18 protein-coding genes are annotated in these 19,533 nt (G+C 62.4%); 10 read left to right on the top strand and 8 right to left on the bottom strand.

All coding sequences use genetic code 11. The annotated features are described in order from the left end of the window. Positions 1 to 169: 169 nt before the first annotated feature. The 7 genes from NKJ09_RS00195 (at position 170) to NKJ09_RS00165 (ending at position 7,038) form a co-directional block, all read left to right on the top strand. A complete protein-coding gene (locus NKJ09_RS00195) occupies positions 170 to 472 on the top strand; it encodes a virulence factor (protein ID WP_023719932.1) in 303 nt (100 codons plus the stop codon). Further along, positions 465 to 1,088, top strand: a complete 624-nt coding sequence (locus NKJ09_RS00190; RefSeq protein ID WP_352484523.1) for a methylenetetrahydrofolate reductase C-terminal domain-containing protein — start codon at positions 465 to 467, stop codon at positions 1,086 to 1,088. Before NKJ09_RS00195 ends, NKJ09_RS00190 begins: the two co-directional genes overlap by 8 nt. Further along, positions 1,085 to 2,176 (top strand): methylenetetrahydrofolate reductase, encoded by a 1,092-nt coding sequence (locus tag NKJ09_RS00185; protein ID WP_023719930.1) that lies wholly within the window; start codon positions 1,085 to 1,087, stop codon positions 2,174 to 2,176. The genes NKJ09_RS00190 and NKJ09_RS00185 overlap by 4 nt, the downstream gene beginning before the upstream one ends. An 80-nt stretch (positions 2,177 to 2,256) precedes the next feature. Next, positions 2,257 to 3,231 carry a methyltetrahydrofolate cobalamin methyltransferase gene (locus NKJ09_RS00180; protein WP_023719929.1) on the top strand — a complete coding sequence of 325 codons (975 nt, stop codon included), beginning with the start codon at positions 2,257 to 2,259 and terminating at the stop codon, positions 3,229 to 3,231. A gap of 113 nt (positions 3,232 to 3,344) precedes the next feature. Then, entirely contained in the window at positions 3,345 to 5,414 is a 2,070-nt protein-coding gene (locus NKJ09_RS00175; protein WP_352495947.1) for an ASKHA domain-containing protein, read from the top strand. Between the two features lie 188 nt (positions 5,415 to 5,602). Continuing rightward, positions 5,603 to 5,785: a hypothetical protein gene (locus NKJ09_RS00170; protein WP_023719927.1), complete on the top strand. Its 183-nt coding sequence runs from the start codon at positions 5,603 to 5,605 to the stop codon at positions 5,783 to 5,785. 269 nt (positions 5,786 to 6,054) lie between these two features. After that, on the top strand, positions 6,055 to 7,038 hold the full coding sequence (locus NKJ09_RS00165) for an alpha/beta hydrolase (RefSeq protein ID WP_023719926.1): 984 nt from the start codon (positions 6,055 to 6,057) through the stop codon (positions 7,036 to 7,038). 6 nt (positions 7,039 to 7,044) lie between these two features. Here the strand turns inward: NKJ09_RS00165 and NKJ09_RS00160 are convergent, their stop codons facing one another. Then, positions 7,045 to 7,944: a LysR substrate-binding domain-containing protein gene (locus NKJ09_RS00160; RefSeq protein WP_023676521.1), complete on the bottom strand. Its 900-nt coding sequence runs from the start codon at positions 7,942 to 7,944 to the stop codon at positions 7,045 to 7,047. Positions 7,945 to 8,174: 230 nt separating this feature from the next. Here NKJ09_RS00160 and NKJ09_RS00155 point away from each other — a divergent pair, with 230 nt between their 5' ends. The 3 genes from NKJ09_RS00155 (at position 8,175) to NKJ09_RS00145 (ending at position 10,116) form a co-directional block, all read left to right on the top strand. Beyond that, positions 8,175 to 8,360 carry a hypothetical protein gene (locus NKJ09_RS00155; protein WP_023719925.1) on the top strand — a complete coding sequence of 62 codons (186 nt, stop codon included), beginning with the start codon at positions 8,175 to 8,177 and terminating at the stop codon, positions 8,358 to 8,360. Between the two features lie 322 nt (positions 8,361 to 8,682). Next, the gene (locus tag NKJ09_RS00150; RefSeq protein ID WP_198030510.1) at positions 8,683 to 8,829 is read left to right on the top strand and encodes a hypothetical protein; all 147 of its coding nucleotides are present in this window, start codon (positions 8,683 to 8,685) and stop codon (positions 8,827 to 8,829) included. Between the two features lie 348 nt (positions 8,830 to 9,177). Next, on the top strand, positions 9,178 to 10,116 hold the full coding sequence (locus NKJ09_RS00145; RefSeq protein ID WP_302895626.1) for a GlxA family transcriptional regulator: 939 nt from the start codon (positions 9,178 to 9,180) through the stop codon (positions 10,114 to 10,116). Between the two features lie 32 nt (positions 10,117 to 10,148). Here the strand turns inward: NKJ09_RS00145 and NKJ09_RS00140 are convergent, their stop codons facing one another. The 7 genes from NKJ09_RS00140 to NKJ09_RS00110 all read right to left on the bottom strand — a co-directional run bounded on the left by NKJ09_RS00140 (position 10,149) and on the right by NKJ09_RS00110 (position 19,529). Further along, entirely contained in the window at positions 10,149 to 10,934 is a 786-nt protein-coding gene (locus NKJ09_RS00140; RefSeq protein WP_352495945.1) for an ABC transporter ATP-binding protein, read from the bottom strand. Next, positions 10,931 to 11,707 carry an ABC transporter permease gene (locus NKJ09_RS00135; RefSeq protein ID WP_352484520.1) on the bottom strand — a complete coding sequence of 259 codons (777 nt, stop codon included), beginning with the start codon at positions 11,705 to 11,707 and terminating at the stop codon, positions 10,931 to 10,933. The genes NKJ09_RS00140 and NKJ09_RS00135 overlap by 4 nt, the downstream gene beginning before the upstream one ends. 72 nt (positions 11,708 to 11,779) lie before the next feature. Next, positions 11,780 to 12,730 carry an ABC transporter substrate-binding protein gene (locus tag NKJ09_RS00130; protein WP_352495944.1) on the bottom strand — a complete coding sequence of 317 codons (951 nt, stop codon included), beginning with the start codon at positions 12,728 to 12,730 and terminating at the stop codon, positions 11,780 to 11,782. A gap of 111 nt (positions 12,731 to 12,841) precedes the next feature. After that, entirely contained in the window at positions 12,842 to 13,693 is an 852-nt protein-coding gene (locus NKJ09_RS00125) for a DUF1194 domain-containing protein (protein WP_352495943.1), read from the bottom strand. Between the two features lie 96 nt (positions 13,694 to 13,789). After that, complete coding sequence (locus tag NKJ09_RS00120; RefSeq protein ID WP_352495942.1) at positions 13,790 to 16,351, bottom strand: GcvT family protein; 2,562 nt, start codon at positions 16,349 to 16,351, stop codon at positions 13,790 to 13,792. 268 nt (positions 16,352 to 16,619) lie between these two features. Beyond that, positions 16,620 to 16,883, bottom strand: coding sequence for a hypothetical protein (locus NKJ09_RS00115; RefSeq protein ID WP_023676533.1), 264 nt, complete (start codon positions 16,881 to 16,883; stop codon positions 16,620 to 16,622). A 156-nt stretch (positions 16,884 to 17,039) separates the two neighbouring features. Continuing rightward, positions 17,040 to 19,529 (bottom strand): mechanosensitive ion channel family protein, encoded by a 2,490-nt coding sequence (locus NKJ09_RS00110; RefSeq protein ID WP_352484517.1) that lies wholly within the window; start codon positions 19,527 to 19,529, stop codon positions 17,040 to 17,042. Between the last annotated feature and the right edge of the window lie 4 nt (positions 19,530 to 19,533).

Here is a 19,533-nt window from a genome sequence, read left to right as displayed (position 1 = left end):
TCGTCCCATAACAAGCAGCCCAACAGCGCTTCCGGCAATGCTCGAAACCACTGCATCGGCCCAAAGGATCGGAATCGATCTTCGGAGGGCACGATGCAACGGAGTTAGGTGGTAGAGCATCGTTTGTGCGTTCGATTGGACGCGCGGCGCTCTCCAGGAGCAGGAATTCATGGCCGATCTGATCGTCGTCTACTGGCGCGACATCCCCGCCCAGGTCATCATCAAGAAGGGCCGGCAGAACGCCAAGCGCGAACTGCCGCTGCGCTTCACCGAGGCGATCGACATGTGCGCCATGCGCACCGGCGCCGGCGGCACCGACGACTATCTTGCCGAATGGCGCAAGGCAGAGCCCGTCCCAGTCAGTGACGATCTTGAAGTCGAGGCCGAGAAGGCTCTTCAGGAGCTCGATGCGAAATACGACCGTGAGCGGCTGGTCGCTCTGGTCAAGGCGGGCGGCAAAGAAAATGTCTGATCCCCAATCAATGCCGGCGACGACGGCTCAAGCCGGCGTGACCCAGGCGACAATCGTCAAGAAGGCGGCGCCGAAATCCGACTACAAGCCGGCTGACGTGTCGCCGCAGCGGCGCGTGCAGCGCTCGTTTGCGGTGCGGCTTTGGTCGGTGCGGCATTCGCGGCTGCTCGAATGGTTCTACGCCAAATTCGCCGACATGTTCCTGACTCTCCACCCGCTATGGAAGGGCATCGGCTACAGCCGTGTCGAAGGGCCGGTGAAATTCGTCGAGAAGCGCGTCAAGGGCTTCATGTTCGACTGCCGCATGTGCGGTCAGTGCATTCTTTCCTCGACCGGCATGTCGTGCCCGATGAACTGCCCTAAGCAATTGCGCAACGGCCCTTGCGGCGGTGTGCGCGCCAACGGCAATTGCGAGGTCGAGCCTGATATGCCTTGCGTCTGGGTCAAGGCCTGGGAAGGCTCGCAGAACATGGTGCATGGCGACAAGATTTTGGACGTGCAGAAGCCGGTGGATCAGTCCTTGCGCGAAACCTCCGCCTGGCTGCGGGTGACCGCGCAGGCCGCGGCCGCCCGCAATGGGGTCCAGAATACTACCAACACCGGGGCGTCGGCATGATCGGCCGCCAGCCAGACGAGAATCCCGCCGGCATCCATTTGCCGCTCGATCCCCTACCCGGCCACACCTCGCGCGGCCGGCTTGAGCGGGTCCTGCGACGCGGCGAGTTCGCAGTGACGACCGAGCTCAATCCGCCCGACAGCGCCGATCCGGAAGACGTCTACAACCGCGCCAGGATTTTCGACGGCTGGGTCGACGCCATCAATGCCGTCGACGCTTCCGGGGCCAACTGCCACATGTCGTCGGTCGGTATTTGCGCGCTGCTGACCCGCATGGGTTATGCCCCGATCATGCAAATCGCCTGCCGCGACCGGAACCGCATCGCCATCCAGGGCGACGTGCTGGGGGGTGCCGCGATGGGTGTTGCCAACATGCTGTGCCTGACTGGCGACGGCGTGCAGGCCGGCGACCAGCCCGGCGCCAAGCCGGTGTTCGATCTCGACTGCATGTCGCTGCTCGAAACCTGCCGCATCATGCGCGATAACGGCAAATTCCTGTCCGGCCGCAAACTCACCACGCCGCCGCAGCTTTTCCTTGGCGCGGCCATCAACCCGTTCGCGCCGCCGATCGATTTCCGGCCGTATCGGCTGGGCAAGAAGATCGCCGCCGGCGCGCAGTTCGTGCAGAGCCAGTACTGCTTCGACGTACCGATGTTCCGCACCTACATGCAGAAGGTCCGCGACCTCGGCTATACCGAGAAATGCTTCATCCTGTGCGGAGTCGGGCCGCTGGCCTCGGCCAAGACGGCCAGATGGGTCCGCTCCAACGTGCCGGGCATTCACATTCCCGATCAGATCGTCAAGCGCCTGGAAGGCGCTCAGGATCAGAAGAAGGAAGGCAAGCAGCTCTGCATCGACATCATCAATGAGGTGAAGGAAATTCCAGGTGTGTCCGGCGTCCATGTGATGGCCTATCGCCAGGAAGAGTATGTCGCCGAGATCGTCGACGAGTCCGGCGTGCTGAAGGGCCGTCGGCCGTGGAAGCGCGAAATCCGCCGCGACGACCAGCTCGTTGCCGACCGGCTCGACCACATACTGCATGACGACCTCACCGAAACCCAGGTCGACATGGTCAAGACCGCGCATTGACAGCGCGAATCGTCAGCATTCGCTTGATCAGAAACAGATAACGATATAAAGAACTCTTTATATCACGATGGAGAGATTTCATGACCCGGACCATCGTCGCCTCGGCGACACGAGAAATCATCATCGGCTTCGATCAGCCCTTCTGCGTGATCGGCGAGCGCATCAACCCGACCGGCCGCAAAAAGCTGGCCGCCGAAATGATCGCGGGCAATTTTGAGACCGTCATCAGGGATGCGCTGGAACAGGCCGCCTGCGGCGCAACCATGCTCGACGTCAATGCCGGCGTCACCTCGGTCAACCCGAACGAGACCGAACCCGGCCTGCTGGTGCAGACCCTGGAGATCGTGCAGGGCCTGGTCGACCTGCCGCTGTCGATCGACTCCTCGGTGACCGCGGCGATCGAAGCGGCGCTGAAAGTCGCCAAGGGCCGACCGCTGGTCAACTCCGTCACTGGCGAGGAGGAAAAGCTCGAGGCCATCCTGCCTCTGGTCAAGAAATACAACGTTCCGGTCGTCGCCATTTCCAACGACGAGACCGGTATTTCGATGGACCCCGACGTGCGCTTTGCCGTCGCCAAGAAGATCGTTCAGCGCTGCGCAGACTTCGGTATTCCGGCGCATGACGTGGTCGTCGACCCGCTGGTCATGCCGATCGGCGCGTTGGGCGATGCCGGCCGCCAGGTGTTTGCACTGCTACGCCGCCTGCGCGAGGAGCTCAAGGTCAACACCACCTGCGGCCTCTCTAACATCTCGTTCGGCCTGCCGCACCGTCATGGCATCAACGCCGCCTTCATTCCGATGGTGATCGGCGCCGGCATGACCTCGGCGATCATGAACCCGGTGCGGCCGCAGGAAATGGAAGCGGTGCGTGGCGCCAATGTGCTGAACGGCACCGATGAGAACTGCACCAACTGGATCAGGACCTACAAGGATTACAAGCCTGCCGAAGGCGGCCAGGCCGTTGCCGCCCGGACGCAGGTCAACGCGCCGGGCGATGGCAATGGCAATGGCGGACGCAGGCGCGGCGGCCGCGAAGCGCGGATGGCCCGGGGTTGAGCCATGGCTTGGCCGACACGATATGGGGCCTAGGACTGGGGAGGAACCGAAACACTGCGGCATCGCTGCCGCGGCCAAGACCTGAGCAGCGTAGAAAGTAAAGTCTGGAACGTATGAACTCTCCCGTCAACATCACCGATCCGCTCGTGCTGTTCATGCCGTCTGGCAAGCGGGGGCGGTTTCCGGTCGGCACGCCGGTGCTGGATGCCGCGCGCCAGCTCGGTGTCTATGTCGAGAGCGTGTGCGGCGGGCGTGCCACTTGTGGGCGTTGCCAGATCGAGGTGCAGGAAGGCAATTTCGCCAAGCACAAGATCGTTTCCTCCAACGACCACATCTCGCCCAAGGGCGCAAAGGAAGAGCGCTACGAGCGCGTTCGTGGGCTGCCCGAACGCCGCCGCCTGTCCTGCTCGGCGCAGATTCTCGGCGATCTCGTCGTCGACGTGCCGCAGGACACCGTCATCAACGCGCAAACCATCCGCAAAGACGCCGACACCAGGGTCATCGCCCGCGATGCGGCAATCCGCATGTGCTATGTCGAGATCGAAGAACCCGACATGCACAAGCCGCTCGGCGACCTCGACCGCCTGAAAATCGCGCTGATGAAGGACTGGGGCCTCAAGAGCCTCGATTTCGATTTCCTTCTGTTGCCGCAGGTGCAAGGCATTTTGCGCAAAGGCAACTGGGCAGCGACCGCCGCCATCCACAAGGACACCGACAGCGAGACCGCACGGGTCATCGCCTTGTGGCCAGGCCTCAAGAACGAGGCGTACGGGCTTGCCTGCGATATCGGCTCGACCACGATCGCCATGCATCTGGTGTCGTTGCTATCGGGCCGCGTCGCCGCCTCGTCGGGTACATCCAATCCGCAGATCCGCTTCGGCGAGGATCTGATGAGCCGCGTCTCTTACGTGATGATGAACCCGGACGGCCGCGAAGGCATGACAGTCGCCGTGCGCGAGGCCATTTCGGGCCTCGTCGACAAGGTCTGCGCCGAAGGCAGCGTCCAGCGCAACGACATACTGGATTCCGTTTTCGTCGGTAATCCGATCATGCACCATCTGTTCCTCGGCATCGATCCGACCGAGCTCGGCGGCGCTCCCTTCGCGCTAGCGATCTCCGGCGCCGTCCACATCAAGGCATCGGATATCGGCCTGAAGCTCAACCAGGGCGCCAGGCTTTATATGCTGCCTTGCATTGCCGGCCATGTCGGCGCCGATGCGGCGGCGGTGACGCTGTCGGAGGGGCCGCACCGCCAGGACGAAATGATGCTGATCGTCGATGTCGGCACTAATGCCGAGATCGTGCTCGGCAATCGCCAGCGGGTCGTGGCGGCATCCTCGCCGACCGGCCCGGCCTTTGAGGGCGCGGAAATCTCCGGCGGCCAGCGCGCCGCACCGGGTGCCATCGAGCGCGTCCGTATCGATCCCGAAACGCTGGAGCCCAAATATCGCGTCATCGGCTCGGAACTCTGGTCCGACGAGCCGGGCTTCCTCGACAGCGTGCAGGCGACCGGCGTCACCGGCATCTGCGGCTCCGGCATCATCGAGGTAGTCGCCGAGATGTATCTCGCCGGCGTCATCTCCGAGGACGGTGTCGTCGACGGATCGCTGAGCGCCCGCTCGCCGCGCGTCGTCGCCAACGGCCGCACCTTCTCCTATGTGCTGAAGGAAGGCGGGCCCAAGATCACCATCACCCAGACCGACGTGCGCGCTATCCAGCTTGCCAAGGCCGCCCTTTATGCCGGCACCAAGCTTTTGATGGAAAAGCAGCACACTGATCATGTCGACCGCATCCACTTCGCCGGTGCATTCGGCTCGTTCATCGACCCGAAATACGCAATGGTGCTGGGCCTGATCCCGGATTGCGACCTCGACAAGGTCTCGGCCGTTGGCAATGCGGCCGGCGCCGGTGCCCGCATGGCGCTGTTGAACCGCGGCTATCGCCGCGAGATCGAGGAAACCGTCAGCAGGATCGAGAAGATTGAGACGGCCCTGGAGCCGAAATTCCAGGAGCATTTCGTCTACGCCATGGCGCTGCCGAACAAGATCGACCCGTTCCCCAAGCTTTCGGCGGCGGTCAAACTGCCGCCGCGCAAGACGGTGAGCGAAGACGGCATTGCCGGCGACGCCGCCCCGCGGCGGCGTTCGCGCGAAGGCCACGCCGCGCGGCGCGGGCGGGGATGACTCGCCCCCGCTAGGCCTGTCATACCTTCCATTTTCATTTGTATGCAAATGTTTCCAGATCGCGCCGATCTGGAAACGAAATCGCGTTTTCGTGAAATCCGCCAGATACATAGGCGGTGCATTTAACCGGCATCGAACGGCAGGCAGAACCAGTTTCCGGCCACCGCAACGCTCCAAAGGAGATCAAGATGTCGATGTTCGAAAGCCTCGGCCGCTATGGTGCGGCCTTCAAGAAAGCACGCGAAGCGCGCAAGTCACTGCGCATCCTGAACAGCCTGCCGCCTGAGATCCAGAAGGACATTGGCTGGCCGGTGTCGCCGCGATCGAGCAAAAAGCAGCTTTCGGTCGGCTGGGGCATGCAGCGCGGATGAAATTCACCGACAAATGCAAGCTGCTCGGTATTCGCCGGGGCCGCAATGCGGCTCCGGCTGCACCCAGCAATTGGCTGCGCGCCGCATTACTGCCCCGGCGTTGAGCTGCGCCGCTGGGCCAGGGACTCCATAGGCCGGACACTTTGTCGCCGGCCGGGATCAAACCACCGTGTTGAGATCGCATAAATCTTGACTTTTTTGGTGGCGACACAATCTTCGAAATAGTCGGGGGTTCTCTTAGTCGGCTCAGCCGAAGTCCGTGTATCTGTATGCCCAGCCTCAAAAGCCACGTCGTGTCGTTCGTCCTCAGGTACAGCCGCAAGAAGGCGTTTTCCAGCCCGGAGAACCTGCAGCGCTGGATCGCCTATGCGCGCAAGACTGAAAACCATCAGCCGCCTGCGTCGCTGCAGTCGCGCCTGGAGATCACAACCCGCACGATCAGCGGCTTCCCCGTCTACGAGATCGCGCCCAAGGCTGGCGAGCGGAGGCGGATTCTCTACCTGCACGGCGGCGCTTACGTCTTTGAAATCACACCCTATCATTGGCGGCTGATCGCGGACATGGCCGACCGTCTCGGGTTCGGCATCACTGTGCCGATCTATCCCATTGCTCCCGAACACGATTTCCACGCCATGTTCGGCATGGTCGGCGCCGTCTACCGCCAGATGTTCGGCGAAACCGGGGCGAATGACATCATCTTCATGGGCGATTCCGCCGGCGGAAACATGGCCGTCGTGCTGACCATGATGGCTGCGCAAGACGGCCTGCCCTTGCCATCACGCCACGTGCTGATTTCGCCCGGCCTCGACGTGTCGCTCGCCAACCCAGAAATGTATGAGGCTGAACGCAACGATCCGTGGCTGGGCATTGCTGGCGGCCGCGAGGCGATCCGGCTTTACAGCGCCGGTATAGATCCCACCGACTGGCGCATCAGCCCGGTTTACGGCGACCTGTCGGTGCTGCCCAAAACGTTGCTGCTGACCGGTTCACGCGATCTGCTCACCCCCGACAATCTGATCTTCGCTGAAAAGGCACGCGCGGCCGGCGTCGAAATTGAGGTCGTCCACGAGCAAGGCATGTTCCATGTCTGGCCGTTGATCGACATGCCGGAGGCGCGACGCGCGCGGGACAGTATAGTGGCCTTCTTGACCAACGAAACTGACAGTTATCATGCCACGGCAGGCGTGTTGTCGCTGCAGAGGACAGACCGCGACGGAACCCCTCGCGATCTGGTTGCGCCGCTCAGGTCGTAGTTTGGGTCAGAACTTCCCAGTTTCCCTGAACATCTCAAACGTCGCGCGGATATGGTCGGCGACTGCCTTCACCGGCGCGCTGGCGTCTGGCGTCACCACCATGGCGAGATTGTAGGTGCCGATGTCAGGCATACCGTCCTTCGGGCACAACTCGACCATGTCACTGCCGAGGAACGATTTCGGCAGCGGCGCGACTGCAAGATCCGCCATGATCGCGGCGCGCTGGCCGGCCGTGTGTGCGCTCATATAGGCGATGCGGTAGTTGCGGCCCTCGCGGCCAAGCGCCTCCAATGCCCCTGCCCGCCAGGCACAGCCCTCTTCCCACAATGAGACCGGCAGCGGCTCGCGCAGATGCGCGCAACCGCCCTTGGCACCGGCCCAGACGATCGGCTCTGTGAGCAGCACTTCGGCGCCGATCGCGCTGGTCTTGTAGGAGTTGGTGAGCAGCGTGATGTCGAGCGCCCGGTCGTCCATGCGCCGGCGCAAATTGACGCTCTGGTCGATGGTGACGTCGACTGCGATCGATGGATGCGATTGTGCGAACCGCTTCAGCACATGCGGCAGCACACGTTCGCCGTAATCGTCCGGCGAGCCGAGCCGCACCACCCCGACAATGTCTGGAATGATGAACTTCGACACCACCTCGCGATTGATCGACAGCAGCCGGCGCGCATAGCCGAGCAGCATCTCGCCATCGGTGGTCAGCGTCACCGAACGGGCGTCGCGCGCGAACACCGAGCGGCCGAGAATGTCCTCCAGCTTCTTGATCTGCATGGAGACGGCCGACGGCGTGCGGAAGACCGCATTGGCCGCAGTGGTGAAACTGCCGGTCTCGGCGATTGCGACGAAAGTGCGCAGAACATCGAGATCGAGCAGCGGCAGTGGATGATTGAGTGGGGCGTTCATGGGAAGCGACCTTCAATTTTTCTGATGCAAACCATCATTCCATTTCGTTTGATTGAACATCAGTTTGGGAGGATAGTCAACTCCATCGAAGGCAAGACACGTAGAAGTGGTCCCGAAACAACCATGACACGGACCTGCAATCGACACGAAATGAAGCTGAAACAAACCCGGTGTACCGCCTGACGCTGCAAGCGCCGGGACAATCCCGGCCCAACGCGAAGGAGAATGAGATGTCTATCCTGTCATCCATCGGTCGGATCGCGACCGAGTTCAGCGAGGCCCGTGCCCGCTACCAGACGGAACGCGCCATCCGCGCGCTGCCGATTGAACTGCAGAAGGATATCGGCTGGCCCGAAGCTGCCGATGCCAAGACTGGCACTCGCCATGGTGTGGGATCTTGGGCCGGAGCAAAGTAACCGTGTGTATCAACAGCTGAAGGCCTGCCGCGCAGATCAGCCCGGCAGGCCTTTTTGTTTGTATTCAAATGATTTCCCCGAGCCATGTCGCCGCCGCATGACGCATATGAGCAAGTCGCATAGCAGCCCGCGCCGGCAATCAACACGTTGTAAATAATCGTAAATCCTGGGCAGAATGCCCAAATTTGTGGCATTCCGTGTCGCTTTTCATATCAAGTGCTTCGCTTTTGCGATTTAGTTTCCCCTCACCTAAGCCTATATCATCATCAACAAACGAGCTGCCCCACTCCATCAAGCGAAGGCGACCCGTCTGAGCAACCGAATGGAGATGATCATGAAGCTTTTTGCCCGCCTCTTTGCCCGCCGCGAAATGAACCTGACGACCGCGCTCGAGCGCCAGCGCCTGGCTAACACCATGCCTGGCCAGACCGGTGCCATGGCCGCCGCGCGCCTCGGCTTTGTCGCCTGAAACAGCAAATCTTGGCAGAAGCAGCCTAGCGCTGCTTCGAAGTCGATCCAGCGCCGCTTCGGCTTTGCCGAGGCGGCGTTTTCGTGTGCGCAGACTGTTCGGCTCGTTTGGACAATCCGGCGGCACGTTGTGCCCTTCGCCGCATAGCGATTGCCCATTTGCGACCCATGTCGCAAATAAAGTCTTTCCGTTGCCATCTAGCCAATTGACAGGAAACGTTTTTCCTGATGTCGCTATGCTGATCGCGACATCCTGTTCGCGCCATTGCAGCGTGAGGATCTACCCGTGAACGTCGTAAAGCACCCGATCCGGCGATCGTTTGTATTCTTCCTGATCCCCGATTTCACCATGATCGCCTTCGCGACGGCGCTTGATCCGTTGCGTTCGGCCAACCGCATGCTCGGCTATGAAGCCTATCGCTGGCGGCTCGCCAGCATCGACGGCAAGCCGGTGCGCGCCTCGAATGGCGTCGAATGCGCCGTCAACACCTCGCTGGAGGAAGAGCGCAAGAAAATGTCCGGACCGGACCGGCCGAACATGGCCATCGTCTGCAGCGGCATCAATGTCGAGCGCTACCAGAACAAATCGGCCTTTGCCTGGCTGCGCGAGGAGTACAATCGCGGCGTTGCCGTCGGTGGCCTGTGCACCGGCGCGCATATCCTGGCCGCCGCCGGCCTGCTGTCCAACAAGCGCTGCGCCATCCATTGGGAGAACCTGCCGGGCTTTTCCGAGGCGTTCCCCAAGGCCAATGTCTTCGCCGACCTCTTCGAGATCGACCAGAACATCTACACCTGCGCCGGCGGCACCGCCGCGCTCGACATGATGCTGAAGCTGATCGGCGACGATTTCGACGAGAGCCTCGTCAACCGCGTCTGCGAGCAGGTGCTGACCGATCGCGTGCGCAGCCCGACCGACCGCCAGCGCCTGCCGCTACGCGCCCGTCTCGGCGTGCAGAATTCCAAGGTTCTGACCATTATCGAGCTGATGGAGGCCAATCTCTCCGAGCCGCTCTCGCTGATCGAGATCGCTGACCATGTCGACCTGTCGCGCCGGCAGATCGAGCGCCTGTTCCGCACCGAGATGGGGCGCTCCCCTGCCCGTTACTATCTGGAAATCCGCCTCGACCGCGCCCGGCACCTGCTGATCCAGTCGTCGTTGCCGGTGGTCGAAGTGGCAGTCGCCTGCGGCTTTGTTTCCGCCTCGCATTTCTCCAAATGCTATCGCGAACTCTATGCCCGCTCGCCGCAACAAGAACGCGTCGACCGCAAGCAGCTTCTGGCGGCTTGATCCGAGCCATCAGCTGAAGAAAGTCCACTGAGTTAATGCGCTTCGGCCGTGCGCATTGCCTCGACGCGGATGTCTTCCGTCAGCCGCGCCTTCAGTGCCGAAAACTCCGGGCTGGTCTTCAGCGTATAGTGGCGCGGATGCGGCAGGTCGACGGCAACGTCCGACTTGATGCGGCCGGGCCGCGCCGTCATCACCACCACGCGCGACGCCATGAAGATCGCCTCCTCGATGTCGTGGGTGACGAACAGCACCGTCTTTTGCCGGCGCTCCCAGATGCCGAGAAGCAGTTCCTGCATCAGCCCGCGGGTCTGGTTGTCGAGTGCGCCGAACGGCTCGTCGAGCAGCAGGATCTCCGGATCGTTGGCCAGTGCCCGGGCAATCGCCGTGCGTTGCTGCATGCCGCCGGAAAGCTGCTTCGGCCAATGGTTCTCAAAACCTTTCAGACCGACCAGATCGACATAGGACGCGACGATGTCGCTGCGCTCGCGCTCGGCCACTCCACGTTCGCGCAGGCCGAAGGCGATGTTCTCGGCGACCGTCAGCCACGGGAACAGCGTATAGGACTGGAAAACCATGCCACGGTCTGGACCCGGCCGGTCCACCGCCTTGCCGTCGAGCAACACGCGGCCCTCACTCGGCGCTTCGAGGCCGGCGACGATCCTGAGCAGCGTCGATTTTCCACAGCCGGACGGCCCGAGGATGGTGATGAAGTCGTTGGCGGCGACCGCCAGATCGATCGGCATCAGCGCCTGGACCGGTTGCCCGCCGCCGACACCGGCAAACGTGCGCGAGACGCCTTCAATAAGAAGCTTGCTCACGCCAGGCTCCATGGAAACAGCCAACGGTTGAGCGCCTTGAAGGCGAAATCGGACAACAGCCCAATCAGGCCGATGACGATGATGCCGAAGATGATCTGCCCCGTCGCCAGCCGCGATTGGCTGTTGATGATCATGTAACCGATGCCCGACGACGAGCCGATCAGCTCGGCGACGATGACATAGGTCCAGGCCCAGCCGAGCACCAGGCGCAGGGTCTCGGCAATCTCCGGCGCATTGGCCGGCATGATCACGCGCCGCACGATGCCGTTGTCGGACGAGCCAAGCGTGTAGGCCGCCTCGACCAGGTCGCGCCGTGTGCCGCCGACCTTGACCGCGATGATCAGGATGATCTGGAATACCGAGCCGACGAAGATCACTAGTAGTTTTTCGAGCTCGCCGACACCCGCCCATAGGATGAGCAGCGGGATGAAGGCCGATGCCGGCAGATAGCGGGCGAAGGAGACGAACGGCTCCAGGAACGCTTCCACCGGCTTCCAGGCCCCCATCACGATGCCGAGCGGCACGGCCACGATGGCCGCCATCAGAAACCCGCCGAAGACGCGCCAGATGGTGATGAGGATGTCGAGCCAGAAGCGGTCCTCGACCAGCAGCCGCCAGCCGTCTCTCAGCATCGAAAGCGGATCGGCAAGGAAGATGCGATTGACGTGGCCGCCAAGCGTGATCCATGCCCAGAACGCCACGAACAGCACGAAGAACGAGATGCCGAGCACGGTTCGAATGCCCGGCGAGACCGGATGCAAGGGGCGCGGCATCGTCAACCGTCCTTTGATCTGAATGAAAAGGCGGCGGCGCAGGGCGCCGCCGCCGGGCGACAATTCTGCCGGTCAGTCCGCGACGGCGCTGGTGTCGGCCAATGTCGAGACGTCGGGCGCTTCTTTGATCAGTCCCATCTGCAGCAGAAGCTCGCCGGCAGTCTTGGAAAAGTCCTGGAATTCCTTGGTGAAGAACTGCTTGTTTTCGGCCTTGTCCGCCCATTTCAGATATTTGGCCGACTCTTCGAACTCCTTGGCCGACTGCTTCACGTCGGCGCCCATGGTCTCATAGGATTTCGCCGGATCGCTCTTGATCAGGGCGAGTGCCTCGAAATAGCTGTCGGCAAGCGCCTTGGCCGCATCCGGATTGGCCTTGAGGAACTCCGGCGTGCAGCCGACCGTGTCGAGCACCATCGGATAGTCGAGAGTGGTCACAAGGATATGGCCCTGGTCGGATTTTTCGCGCACCGCCGAGATGAACGGCTCGTAGGTGACTGCCGCATCGTTCTGTCCGGCAAGAAACGCCTGCGCCGCCGCATCCGGCTCCAGATTGACGACCGTCACGTCCTTGGTCGACATGCCGTTCTTGTTGAGCACCCAGGCCAGCATGAAATAGGGCGACGTGCCCGGCGCCGATGACGCAACCGACTTACCCTTGAGGTCGGCAACGGTCTTGATGTCGTTGCGGGCGACGATGCCGTCGGCGCCGTAGGACTTGTCGAGCTGGAATATCTGCTTAGTCGTCACACCGTTGGCGTTCCAGACCAGCCAGGTCTCGACCGTGGTGGCGGCGCATTGCAGGTCGCCGCTGGCGATGGCGAGCGGCCGGCTGGCTTGCGGCACCTTCTTCAAGGTGACGTCGAGGCCATGCTTTTCGAAAATGCCGGCCTGCTTGGCGAGCGTCAGCGGCGCAAAGCCCGTCCATCCGCTGATGCCGATGCTGACCGATGTGGCGGCTATCGCCGGCGCGCACAACCCAGCGGCAAGCGCCAAGCCTGTGGCAAGAATTCCGATCCTGTTCATGTCGGTTCCCCTTTTTTGTTCGGATGGGAATTGTGTCACAGACGCCCGCAGGCTTGTCAATGAAGCCGATGCTGCACTGCGGTATGTGGCCGCCGGCAGCAAACTTCGCCATCAGCGGCTGTTGTACATCCAGCTGCGGTCGCGCCACATTTTTTCGCCGACCAGACAGTCGGTGACGGGGATGTCCTGTGCCAGCACCAATGGCGGATGCGCCGCCTCTTCCGTCGCTCGCTGCGGCGAGGCCGGACCGGCAAGCTCCAGCACCAGCTTGCGGCGGATGGCCTCCGGAAACTGCGTCCAGTCATTGACCGGGATCATGAAGGAACCTGGCCCACCGATGACGCAATCGCTGTAGTAACGGTCGAGATTGTTGACATCGTAAGCGCTGCTGAACCCGCCGCCCTTGGTCATCAGCGGCAGGCCGTTGACAGTGATGCCCTGCTTGATCACGGCGTCGCGGGTGATGTCGACAGGTGCGCCCTGGTTGTTGGGGCCGTCGCCCGAAATGTCGATCACCCGCTTGACGCCCTGGAAGCCGCTTTCGGCGAACAGATCGCTGGCGAATTCCAGCGCGCCGGAGATGGAGGTGCGCCTGGCACTGGCCGGCGGATGAGCGGAAAGCTGCGCTGCCAGCCGCTCGGCGTCGGCACGGTTGGCGATTACCGTCCACGGCACAACGACCTGCTGCCAGGTCGCGCCTGCCCATTCGACGTAGGTGACGGCAATCTTGCCGTGAGCGCCGTCGCCGATTGCCTGCAGCACGTCGTCGTGCGTCAGCGCCGCCGCATAGCCGTGGCGCTGGATTTCGAGCTCGTCGGGCGACATGGACAAGGACACGTCGACTGCCAGCACCAGTTCGACGTCAACCGGCTCGGCGGCGCGGGAGATTGCCGCCGGCCATAGCACCGACGCCAGCGCGGCGGCACCCGAGACGAGATGTCTTGCACAGGCAAAAGCAGACATGCCGCACGGTAAGCTAAAATCGACGACCGACAAAGAGGAAAGCCCGGCCGAGAGCGCGGCTGTTCCAGTCACGTTTTTGCGAGCACGTCTCTAAGTTCAGCTGCGCGGATTGAGGTTCTCCGGGTCGTAGAGCGGCCTGTAGCCGACGGCGGCCACTTCGACCGGGTATTTCTCGCCGAAATATTCGACGCTCAACTTGCGGCTCTCCTGGCAATAAGCCCAGGGCAGGTAGGCGAGCGCGATATTCTTGCCGAGGGTCGGACCATAGGCCACCGAGGTCGTGAACGACCGACGGCCGAGCTCGTCGACCAGCGTCTCACCGGTTTGCGGGTCCATCACCGGCATCGTGCCGACCGGATAGCGGGGAACGCCGTTGGAATCGGTATTGTCCGTCATCACAAGGGTGCAAAGCATGGCCGGCTGATGCGCCCGGGCGCGATATTCCAGATGCTTTGCCTTGCCGCAGAAATCGGCCTCCTTGACCTTCGGCCGGGCAAGATCAGCCTCCAGCAGATTGTACTCGGTCAAGAGATCCGCGTTCTGCAGGCGCAGGCTCTTCTCCATGCGGCGGCTGTTGGCATAGGTCTCGACGCCAAAGGCCATTACGCCGGTCGACCGCAGGGCGTCCCAGACGGCCAGGCCGTCCTCGTAGCGCATATGCAGTTCCCAGCCTTGCTCGCCGACATAGGAGATGCGGAAGGCGGTCACGTCCTTGCCGGCGATCCTGACAGGCTTGATGGCGGCAAAGGGAAAATTCTCCGGCGTCAGTCCGTCGGGATTTTCCACGACCTTGCTCAATGCCGCCCGCGCATTCGGACCCCAGATGCCGACGGTCACGTACTTCTCGGTCACGTCGGTGACGGTAACGTCGAAGCCTTTGTCTTCTGCCGTCCGGCGCATGTACTGGAAGTCGCGCGGTCCGGCATCGGCGCCGTCGATCACGCGGCAGCGGTCGGCCATGCGGATGACGGTCAGGTCGGCGCGCACCATGCCTTCCTCATCGAGGAAATGGGTATAGATGCCCTTGCCGATATTGCCGTCGCCGCCGATCTTTGCCGCGCACAGCCATTCCATCAGCGCGACGTGATCGGGGCCTTCGACGTCGTACATGGCGAAATGCGACAGGTTGACGATGCCGCAATCCTCGCTCATGGCGAGATGCTCGGCATTCGAGACGCGCCAGAAATGGCGGTTGTCCCACTCGTTTTGACGCATCGGCACCCGGTTGCCGTATTTCTCGAGCAAATGCTCGTTGGCGGCGTAGCCATGGGCGCGTTCCCAGCCGCCGAGCTCCATGAAATAGCCGCCGAGTTCCTTCTCGCGCTCCCAGAAGGGCGAGCGGCGGACATTGCGGGCCTTGGAGAAGGGTTCGCGCGGATGCACCGCCGGGTTGTAGACCTTCATCGCCGTTTCGGTGCAGCGGTCCCAGATGAACTGCTCTTTCGTCTGGTGCGGATAGAAGCGCGAATAGTCGATGGCGTGGTGGTCGATCGCCGTGCGGCCGTCCGTCATCCAGTCGGCGATGAGCTTGCCCATGCCCGGGCCATCCTTGACCCAGATGGCAACGGCATACCAGAGGCCCCTGACCTTCTGGCTTTCGCCCATCGACGGGCCGCCGTCCGCCGTCACCTGCAGCAGGCCGTTGAAGGAATGGCTCTCATTGTAGCCCAACTCGCCCAGGATCGGCGTCAGTTCCATGGCGCGCTCGAGCGGCGCCATGATCTGCTCCATGTCGAGATCGCGCTGCGACGGCGAAAGCCGTGCCTCGTTTTTCTCGAGAATGTCGCGCGGATGGCAAAGGCGCGGATTGGTCTCTTCGTAGTAGCCCCACTCGATCTGCCCGCCTTCGGCCGTCTTGGGATCGCCGGTATCGCGCATGTAAGCCGAGTTGCCCTGGTCGCGCAGCAGCGGCCAGCCGATCTCCTTGCCGGTGCCGGCGAACTCGGTGTACGGCCCGAAGAAGGTAAGCGGATGGTCGATCGGCATCACGGGCAGGTCCTCGCCCGCCATTTCCGCAATAAGCCGTCCCCAGATTCCGGTGCAGACCACGACATAGTCGGCTTCGATAGTGCCGCGGTCGGTCACCACGGCCTTGATGCGGCCGTTCTCGATGACGAGCGACTTGGCGGAGGTATTGGCAAACGCCCTGACTTTGCCGGAGGCTTCCGCCTGGTCGACCAGCTTGCCGGCGACCGTCTGCGAGCGCGGGATGACGAGGCCGGCGTCGGGATCCCACAGGCCGCCCTGTACCGTCTGTTCTTCGATCAGCGGGAATTTTTCCTTGATCTCGGCGGGATCGATCAGGCGGGCGCGTGTGCCGAAGGCCTTCGCCGAGGCGATCTTGCGCTTGATCTCCGCCATGCGGGCGTCGTCGCCGACGCGGGCGACCTCGAGGCCGCCGATGCGCGCGTAATGGCCCATCTTTTCGTAGAAATCGATGGAATAGAGCGTCGTCCAGCACGACAGGAAATCGTGGCTGGTCGTGTAGCAGAAGTCGGAGGCATGCGCCGTCGAGCCGATATCCGTCGGGATGCCTGATTTGTCGATGCCGACAATATCGTCCCATCCGCGCTCGATCAGGTGATGGGCGACCGATGCGCCCACGATGCCGCCAAGCCCGACGATGACGACCTTCGCCTTTTCCGGAAACCCTGCCATTGCCCGCGACTCCAAGATGCTATTGCGCCAGACTATAGGGCGGCGCCGCGCCGCGCTTGCAGCCTGTTTGCGACATCGCCAAAAAAGCCCGCGCCACCAGCCCGTCGAATGCAGTTAGACCTACGCCTTCGCCCTGCTCAGTACGAAGGCGCTGCTAGAGCCCGTCCTGCGCAGCTTCGAAGAAAAGTGCATACCTTCATCGCCGATTACCGGAAGCAAATAAAAGGCCGGGCGTTTGCCCGGCCTTCAAAAAATCATGGCGTCGACTTTACTTGATGCGCGCGACGCCGCCCGAGATCTCAATGGTCTCCGAACCGGTCAGCGCCTCGAGGTCGCCATTCGGCAAGGTAACAAAACAGCCGCTCGGGCAAAATTCCACGGTTTCGCCGGCGGCCAGCGCCAGCTCGGTCTTGCCGCCGCCTTCGGTCACGATCAGCGTGCGGGTCTCAGCGTCCTTGTTGACCGCGCTGGCGGCATGGGCCGAACCGCCCACGGCCAGAAAAGCGATGGCGGCGACGAGAGACTTCCACATTTTGCAGTATCGGTGTTGCCACCGCCTCTGTTGCATTTTGCAAGGCATTCTCGCCGTTTGCAGGTGAGCTTATATGCAATGCAAGCTGAACGGCAACTGAATGCCGCATTCATGCCGCAATTGGTTTCCGAAGGCTTGAAGGCAAGCTCCAAACAGCTAGTCAGGATCAGGCTTCCGCACCTTGCGTCCCGACTTGGCGAGACGTTTCGCCTCCGCCACTGCCAGTGCTTTTGCTTGCTCTCGCTCGGCGAATTCGACTTCGATCTTGTCGTCGTCGATCGGCCACGCCTCGTGCTTTTTGGTCTCGACGACGGCGCGCGGCGCCGACGGAATTTCGATATGCTGGTCGGCGAACACATCGAAGATTGCAAAGCGGATGTCGTTCTGGACGATATTGCCACTAAGAACGTCTGCCAGGAACACGCGAATCTCGAATTCGAGCGCGGCCGGGCCGAAATTGGAAAACAGCACAAAGGGTTCCGGGTTCTTCAGCACCAGCGGATGGCTGCGTGCGATCTCCAAAAGGACGCCATGCACGTGCTTGACGTCGCTACCATAGGCAACGCCGACCTTGATGTCGACGCGGCCGAGCTTGTTGCGGTGCGTCCAGTTGCCGACCGCATTGTTGATCAGGTTTGAATTGGGCAGGATCACCGATTGCCGTTGGAACGTCTCGATCTCGGTGGCGCGCACGCTGATCTTCTTGACAGTGCCGCTGATGTCGCCGGCGACGATCCAGTCGCCGACCTTGAACGGCCGCTCGGCCAACAGGATCAGGCCCGAGACGAAGTTCGAGACGACATTCTGCAGGCCGAAGCCGATGCCGAGGGACAGCGCACCGGCGACCAGCGCGAGGCTGGAGAGGTCGATGCCGGCGGCCGAGATGCCGACCAGTGCCGCGACGGCGACGCCGGCATAGCCGACCGCCAGCCGGATCGAATTGCGCACGCCGGTGTCGACGCGGCCGCGCGCCATCACCGAGCCGTCCAGCCATCCCTGGAACCAGCGCGTCAGGAAATAGCCGATGATGAAGACAACGACGCCTGAGAGGATGCCGGTGATCGAGATCGTCACCGAGCCGATGGTCAGCCCCGTTGCCAGCTTGTAGGCCCAAGCCTGGATGTCGCCGGGCTGGAAGCCCCACGTCAACAGGATCAGCGGCAGGAACACCAGCACGATCATCACGTTGATGGCGACGCTGACGACCAGGCCGAGCTGGTCGAGCGCGGTCGGCTCATAGCTTGAATTGGCGGATAGCCAACGGCCGATCGAGCTATTGGCGAAGCCGCCTTCCTCGCCGATCGCCCGCGCCGACAGGAAGCCGATATAGGCGGTGACCAGGATGGTGCCGGTGATCACGACCTGCACCGAGACGAACATGGCAAGGCCGATATAGCCGAACAGCGCCGACGCGATGGTGAACAGCCCCAGCGCCACGGCGGTGTAACGCAGCCACGCCGGCCACGGCCGCCAGATCCCGTCGGCGGCCTTGAACGGCTTCAGCAGGCCCATCAGGATCAGGATGACGCCGACGATGATGGTGGCGACAAAGCTTCTGGCGATGGTCAGCGACAGCGGCGAGCCCATCTTGTCGTTCACGACCGACAGGAAATAATTGATGCCGATGGCGACGGCCATGGCCGTCGTCAGCCGCACCAGCCAGCGCGCCGGGCCGGTTTCGACAGGGATCAGACGCCAGTTCGGCAGTCGCGGCTCAAGCGCCGCATTGGTCAGCCGGTTGACGCAGAACACACCCGCGACAACGGCAGCCAGCGCATTCAGGAAGATGCCGATATCGCCGCGCAAGACGTTGTAATAATTGAAAAAGAAAATGGTCGAGGCAAGGAAGACGCCGACTGCCAGCGTCGGCAGCAATGTCGACCAGAACGCCACCGACAGCCGGCTGAGATAGGAGGGATCCTCCACCGAGGGGTCCGCTTCGAACACACGGCCGAACAGGCGCCGCCCGCCGACGAAAAGCACGGCGGCCAAGGCAAGCGCCATCAAGGCCGCGGCAAGAACGGCCTGGAACTTGAACTTGAAGGCAAAGCTCAGCCAGGACGACACCGCCTTGTAGAAACTGGTAAATTCGTTGTTGGCATCGGAAATGACCTCCGGGCTCAATGCATCGGACAGCACGTAGCGCTTGGTGAGCTGGTTGCGGAAAAGCTCGCTGCGCATATTGCCGATCTTCTCGATCAGCCCGCTGATGCGGATCGACAGGTTTTGCGCCGTGGCGATGACGGCATTGATCTCGGCTTTTTCGGAGGCCAGCGCCTGGCGTTCGCCGGTCACGATATCGGGCTCGGCCGGCTGGCCCGCGGCCGGCGGCGGGCCTAGCTGCTCTAGCCGGCTGTTGATCTCGCTCAGCCGCGGCCGGAAAGCGAGCGCGCTGTTGAGCGAGGCACGCGACATTTCTTCCAGCTGCAGCCGAATATCGACAAGGCTGGCGTCATCGTCGCCGTCCTGCTGGAACTTCGTTTCGAGATTGTCGGTCTTCGTCGTCAGGTCCTGGAGGATTTTCTGCTGATCACTGACCAGTCCCGCGGGCGCCTGGCCAAGCCCTTGCGCCACCGCTCGCAACGAAAGCGGCGCCGAGGCGACAAGCATCAGGACCAGAACGAAGCGGAGCAGTCGGAAAAACATGATT

The organism is Mesorhizobium sp. M0189 (genome assembly GCF_040322135.1).
In the GTDB taxonomy this organism is placed as follows: domain Bacteria; phylum Pseudomonadota; class Alphaproteobacteria; order Rhizobiales; family Rhizobiaceae; genus Mesorhizobium.
Note: the sequence above shows the minus strand (reverse complement) of the source record. Positions and strands in the feature narration are given on the sequence as shown.

What these genes read in the sequence shown, in the direction of transcription:
- NKJ09_RS00170 (WP_023719927.1), top strand. Translation starts at nt 5,603, where the DNA reads ATGTCGATGTTCGAAAGCCTCGGCCGCTATGGTGCGGCCTTCAAGAAA.
- NKJ09_RS00195 (WP_023719932.1), top strand. Translation starts at nt 170, where the DNA reads ATGGCCGATCTGATCGTCGTCTACTGGCGCGACATCCCCGCCCAGGTC.
- NKJ09_RS00185 (WP_023719930.1), top strand. Translation starts at nt 1,085, where the DNA reads ATGATCGGCCGCCAGCCAGACGAGAATCCCGCCGGCATCCATTTGCCG.
- NKJ09_RS00120 (WP_352495942.1), bottom strand. Translation starts at nt 16,351, where the DNA reads ATGGCAGGGTTTCCGGAAAAGGCGAAGGTCGTCATCGTCGGGCTTGGC.
- NKJ09_RS00160 (WP_023676521.1), bottom strand. Translation starts at nt 7,944, where the DNA reads ATGAACGCCCCACTCAATCATCCACTGCCGCTGCTCGATCTCGATGTT.
- NKJ09_RS00115 (WP_023676533.1), bottom strand. Translation starts at nt 16,883, where the DNA reads ATGTGGAAGTCTCTCGTCGCCGCCATCGCTTTTCTGGCCGTGGGCGGT.
- NKJ09_RS00155 (WP_023719925.1), top strand. Translation starts at nt 8,175, where the DNA reads ATGTCTATCCTGTCATCCATCGGTCGGATCGCGACCGAGTTCAGCGAG.
- NKJ09_RS00175 (WP_352495947.1), top strand. Translation starts at nt 3,345, where the DNA reads ATGAACTCTCCCGTCAACATCACCGATCCGCTCGTGCTGTTCATGCCG.
- NKJ09_RS00190 (WP_352484523.1), top strand. Translation starts at nt 465, where the DNA reads ATGTCTGATCCCCAATCAATGCCGGCGACGACGGCTCAAGCCGGCGTG.
- NKJ09_RS00165 (WP_023719926.1), top strand. Translation starts at nt 6,055, where the DNA reads ATGCCCAGCCTCAAAAGCCACGTCGTGTCGTTCGTCCTCAGGTACAGC.
- NKJ09_RS00150 (WP_198030510.1), top strand. Translation starts at nt 8,683, where the DNA reads ATGGAGATGATCATGAAGCTTTTTGCCCGCCTCTTTGCCCGCCGCGAA.
- NKJ09_RS00130 (WP_352495944.1), bottom strand. Translation starts at nt 12,730, where the DNA reads ATGAACAGGATCGGAATTCTTGCCACAGGCTTGGCGCTTGCCGCTGGG.
- NKJ09_RS00145 (WP_302895626.1), top strand. Translation starts at nt 9,178, where the DNA reads ATGATCGCCTTCGCGACGGCGCTTGATCCGTTGCGTTCGGCCAACCGC.
- NKJ09_RS00180 (WP_023719929.1), top strand. Translation starts at nt 2,257, where the DNA reads ATGACCCGGACCATCGTCGCCTCGGCGACACGAGAAATCATCATCGGC.
- NKJ09_RS00110 (WP_352484517.1), bottom strand. Translation starts at nt 19,529, where the DNA reads ATGTTTTTCCGACTGCTCCGCTTCGTTCTGGTCCTGATGCTTGTCGCC.
- NKJ09_RS00135 (WP_352484520.1), bottom strand. Translation starts at nt 11,707, where the DNA reads ATGCCGCGCCCCTTGCATCCGGTCTCGCCGGGCATTCGAACCGTGCTC.
- NKJ09_RS00125 (WP_352495943.1), bottom strand. Translation starts at nt 13,693, where the DNA reads ATGTCTGCTTTTGCCTGTGCAAGACATCTCGTCTCGGGTGCCGCCGCG.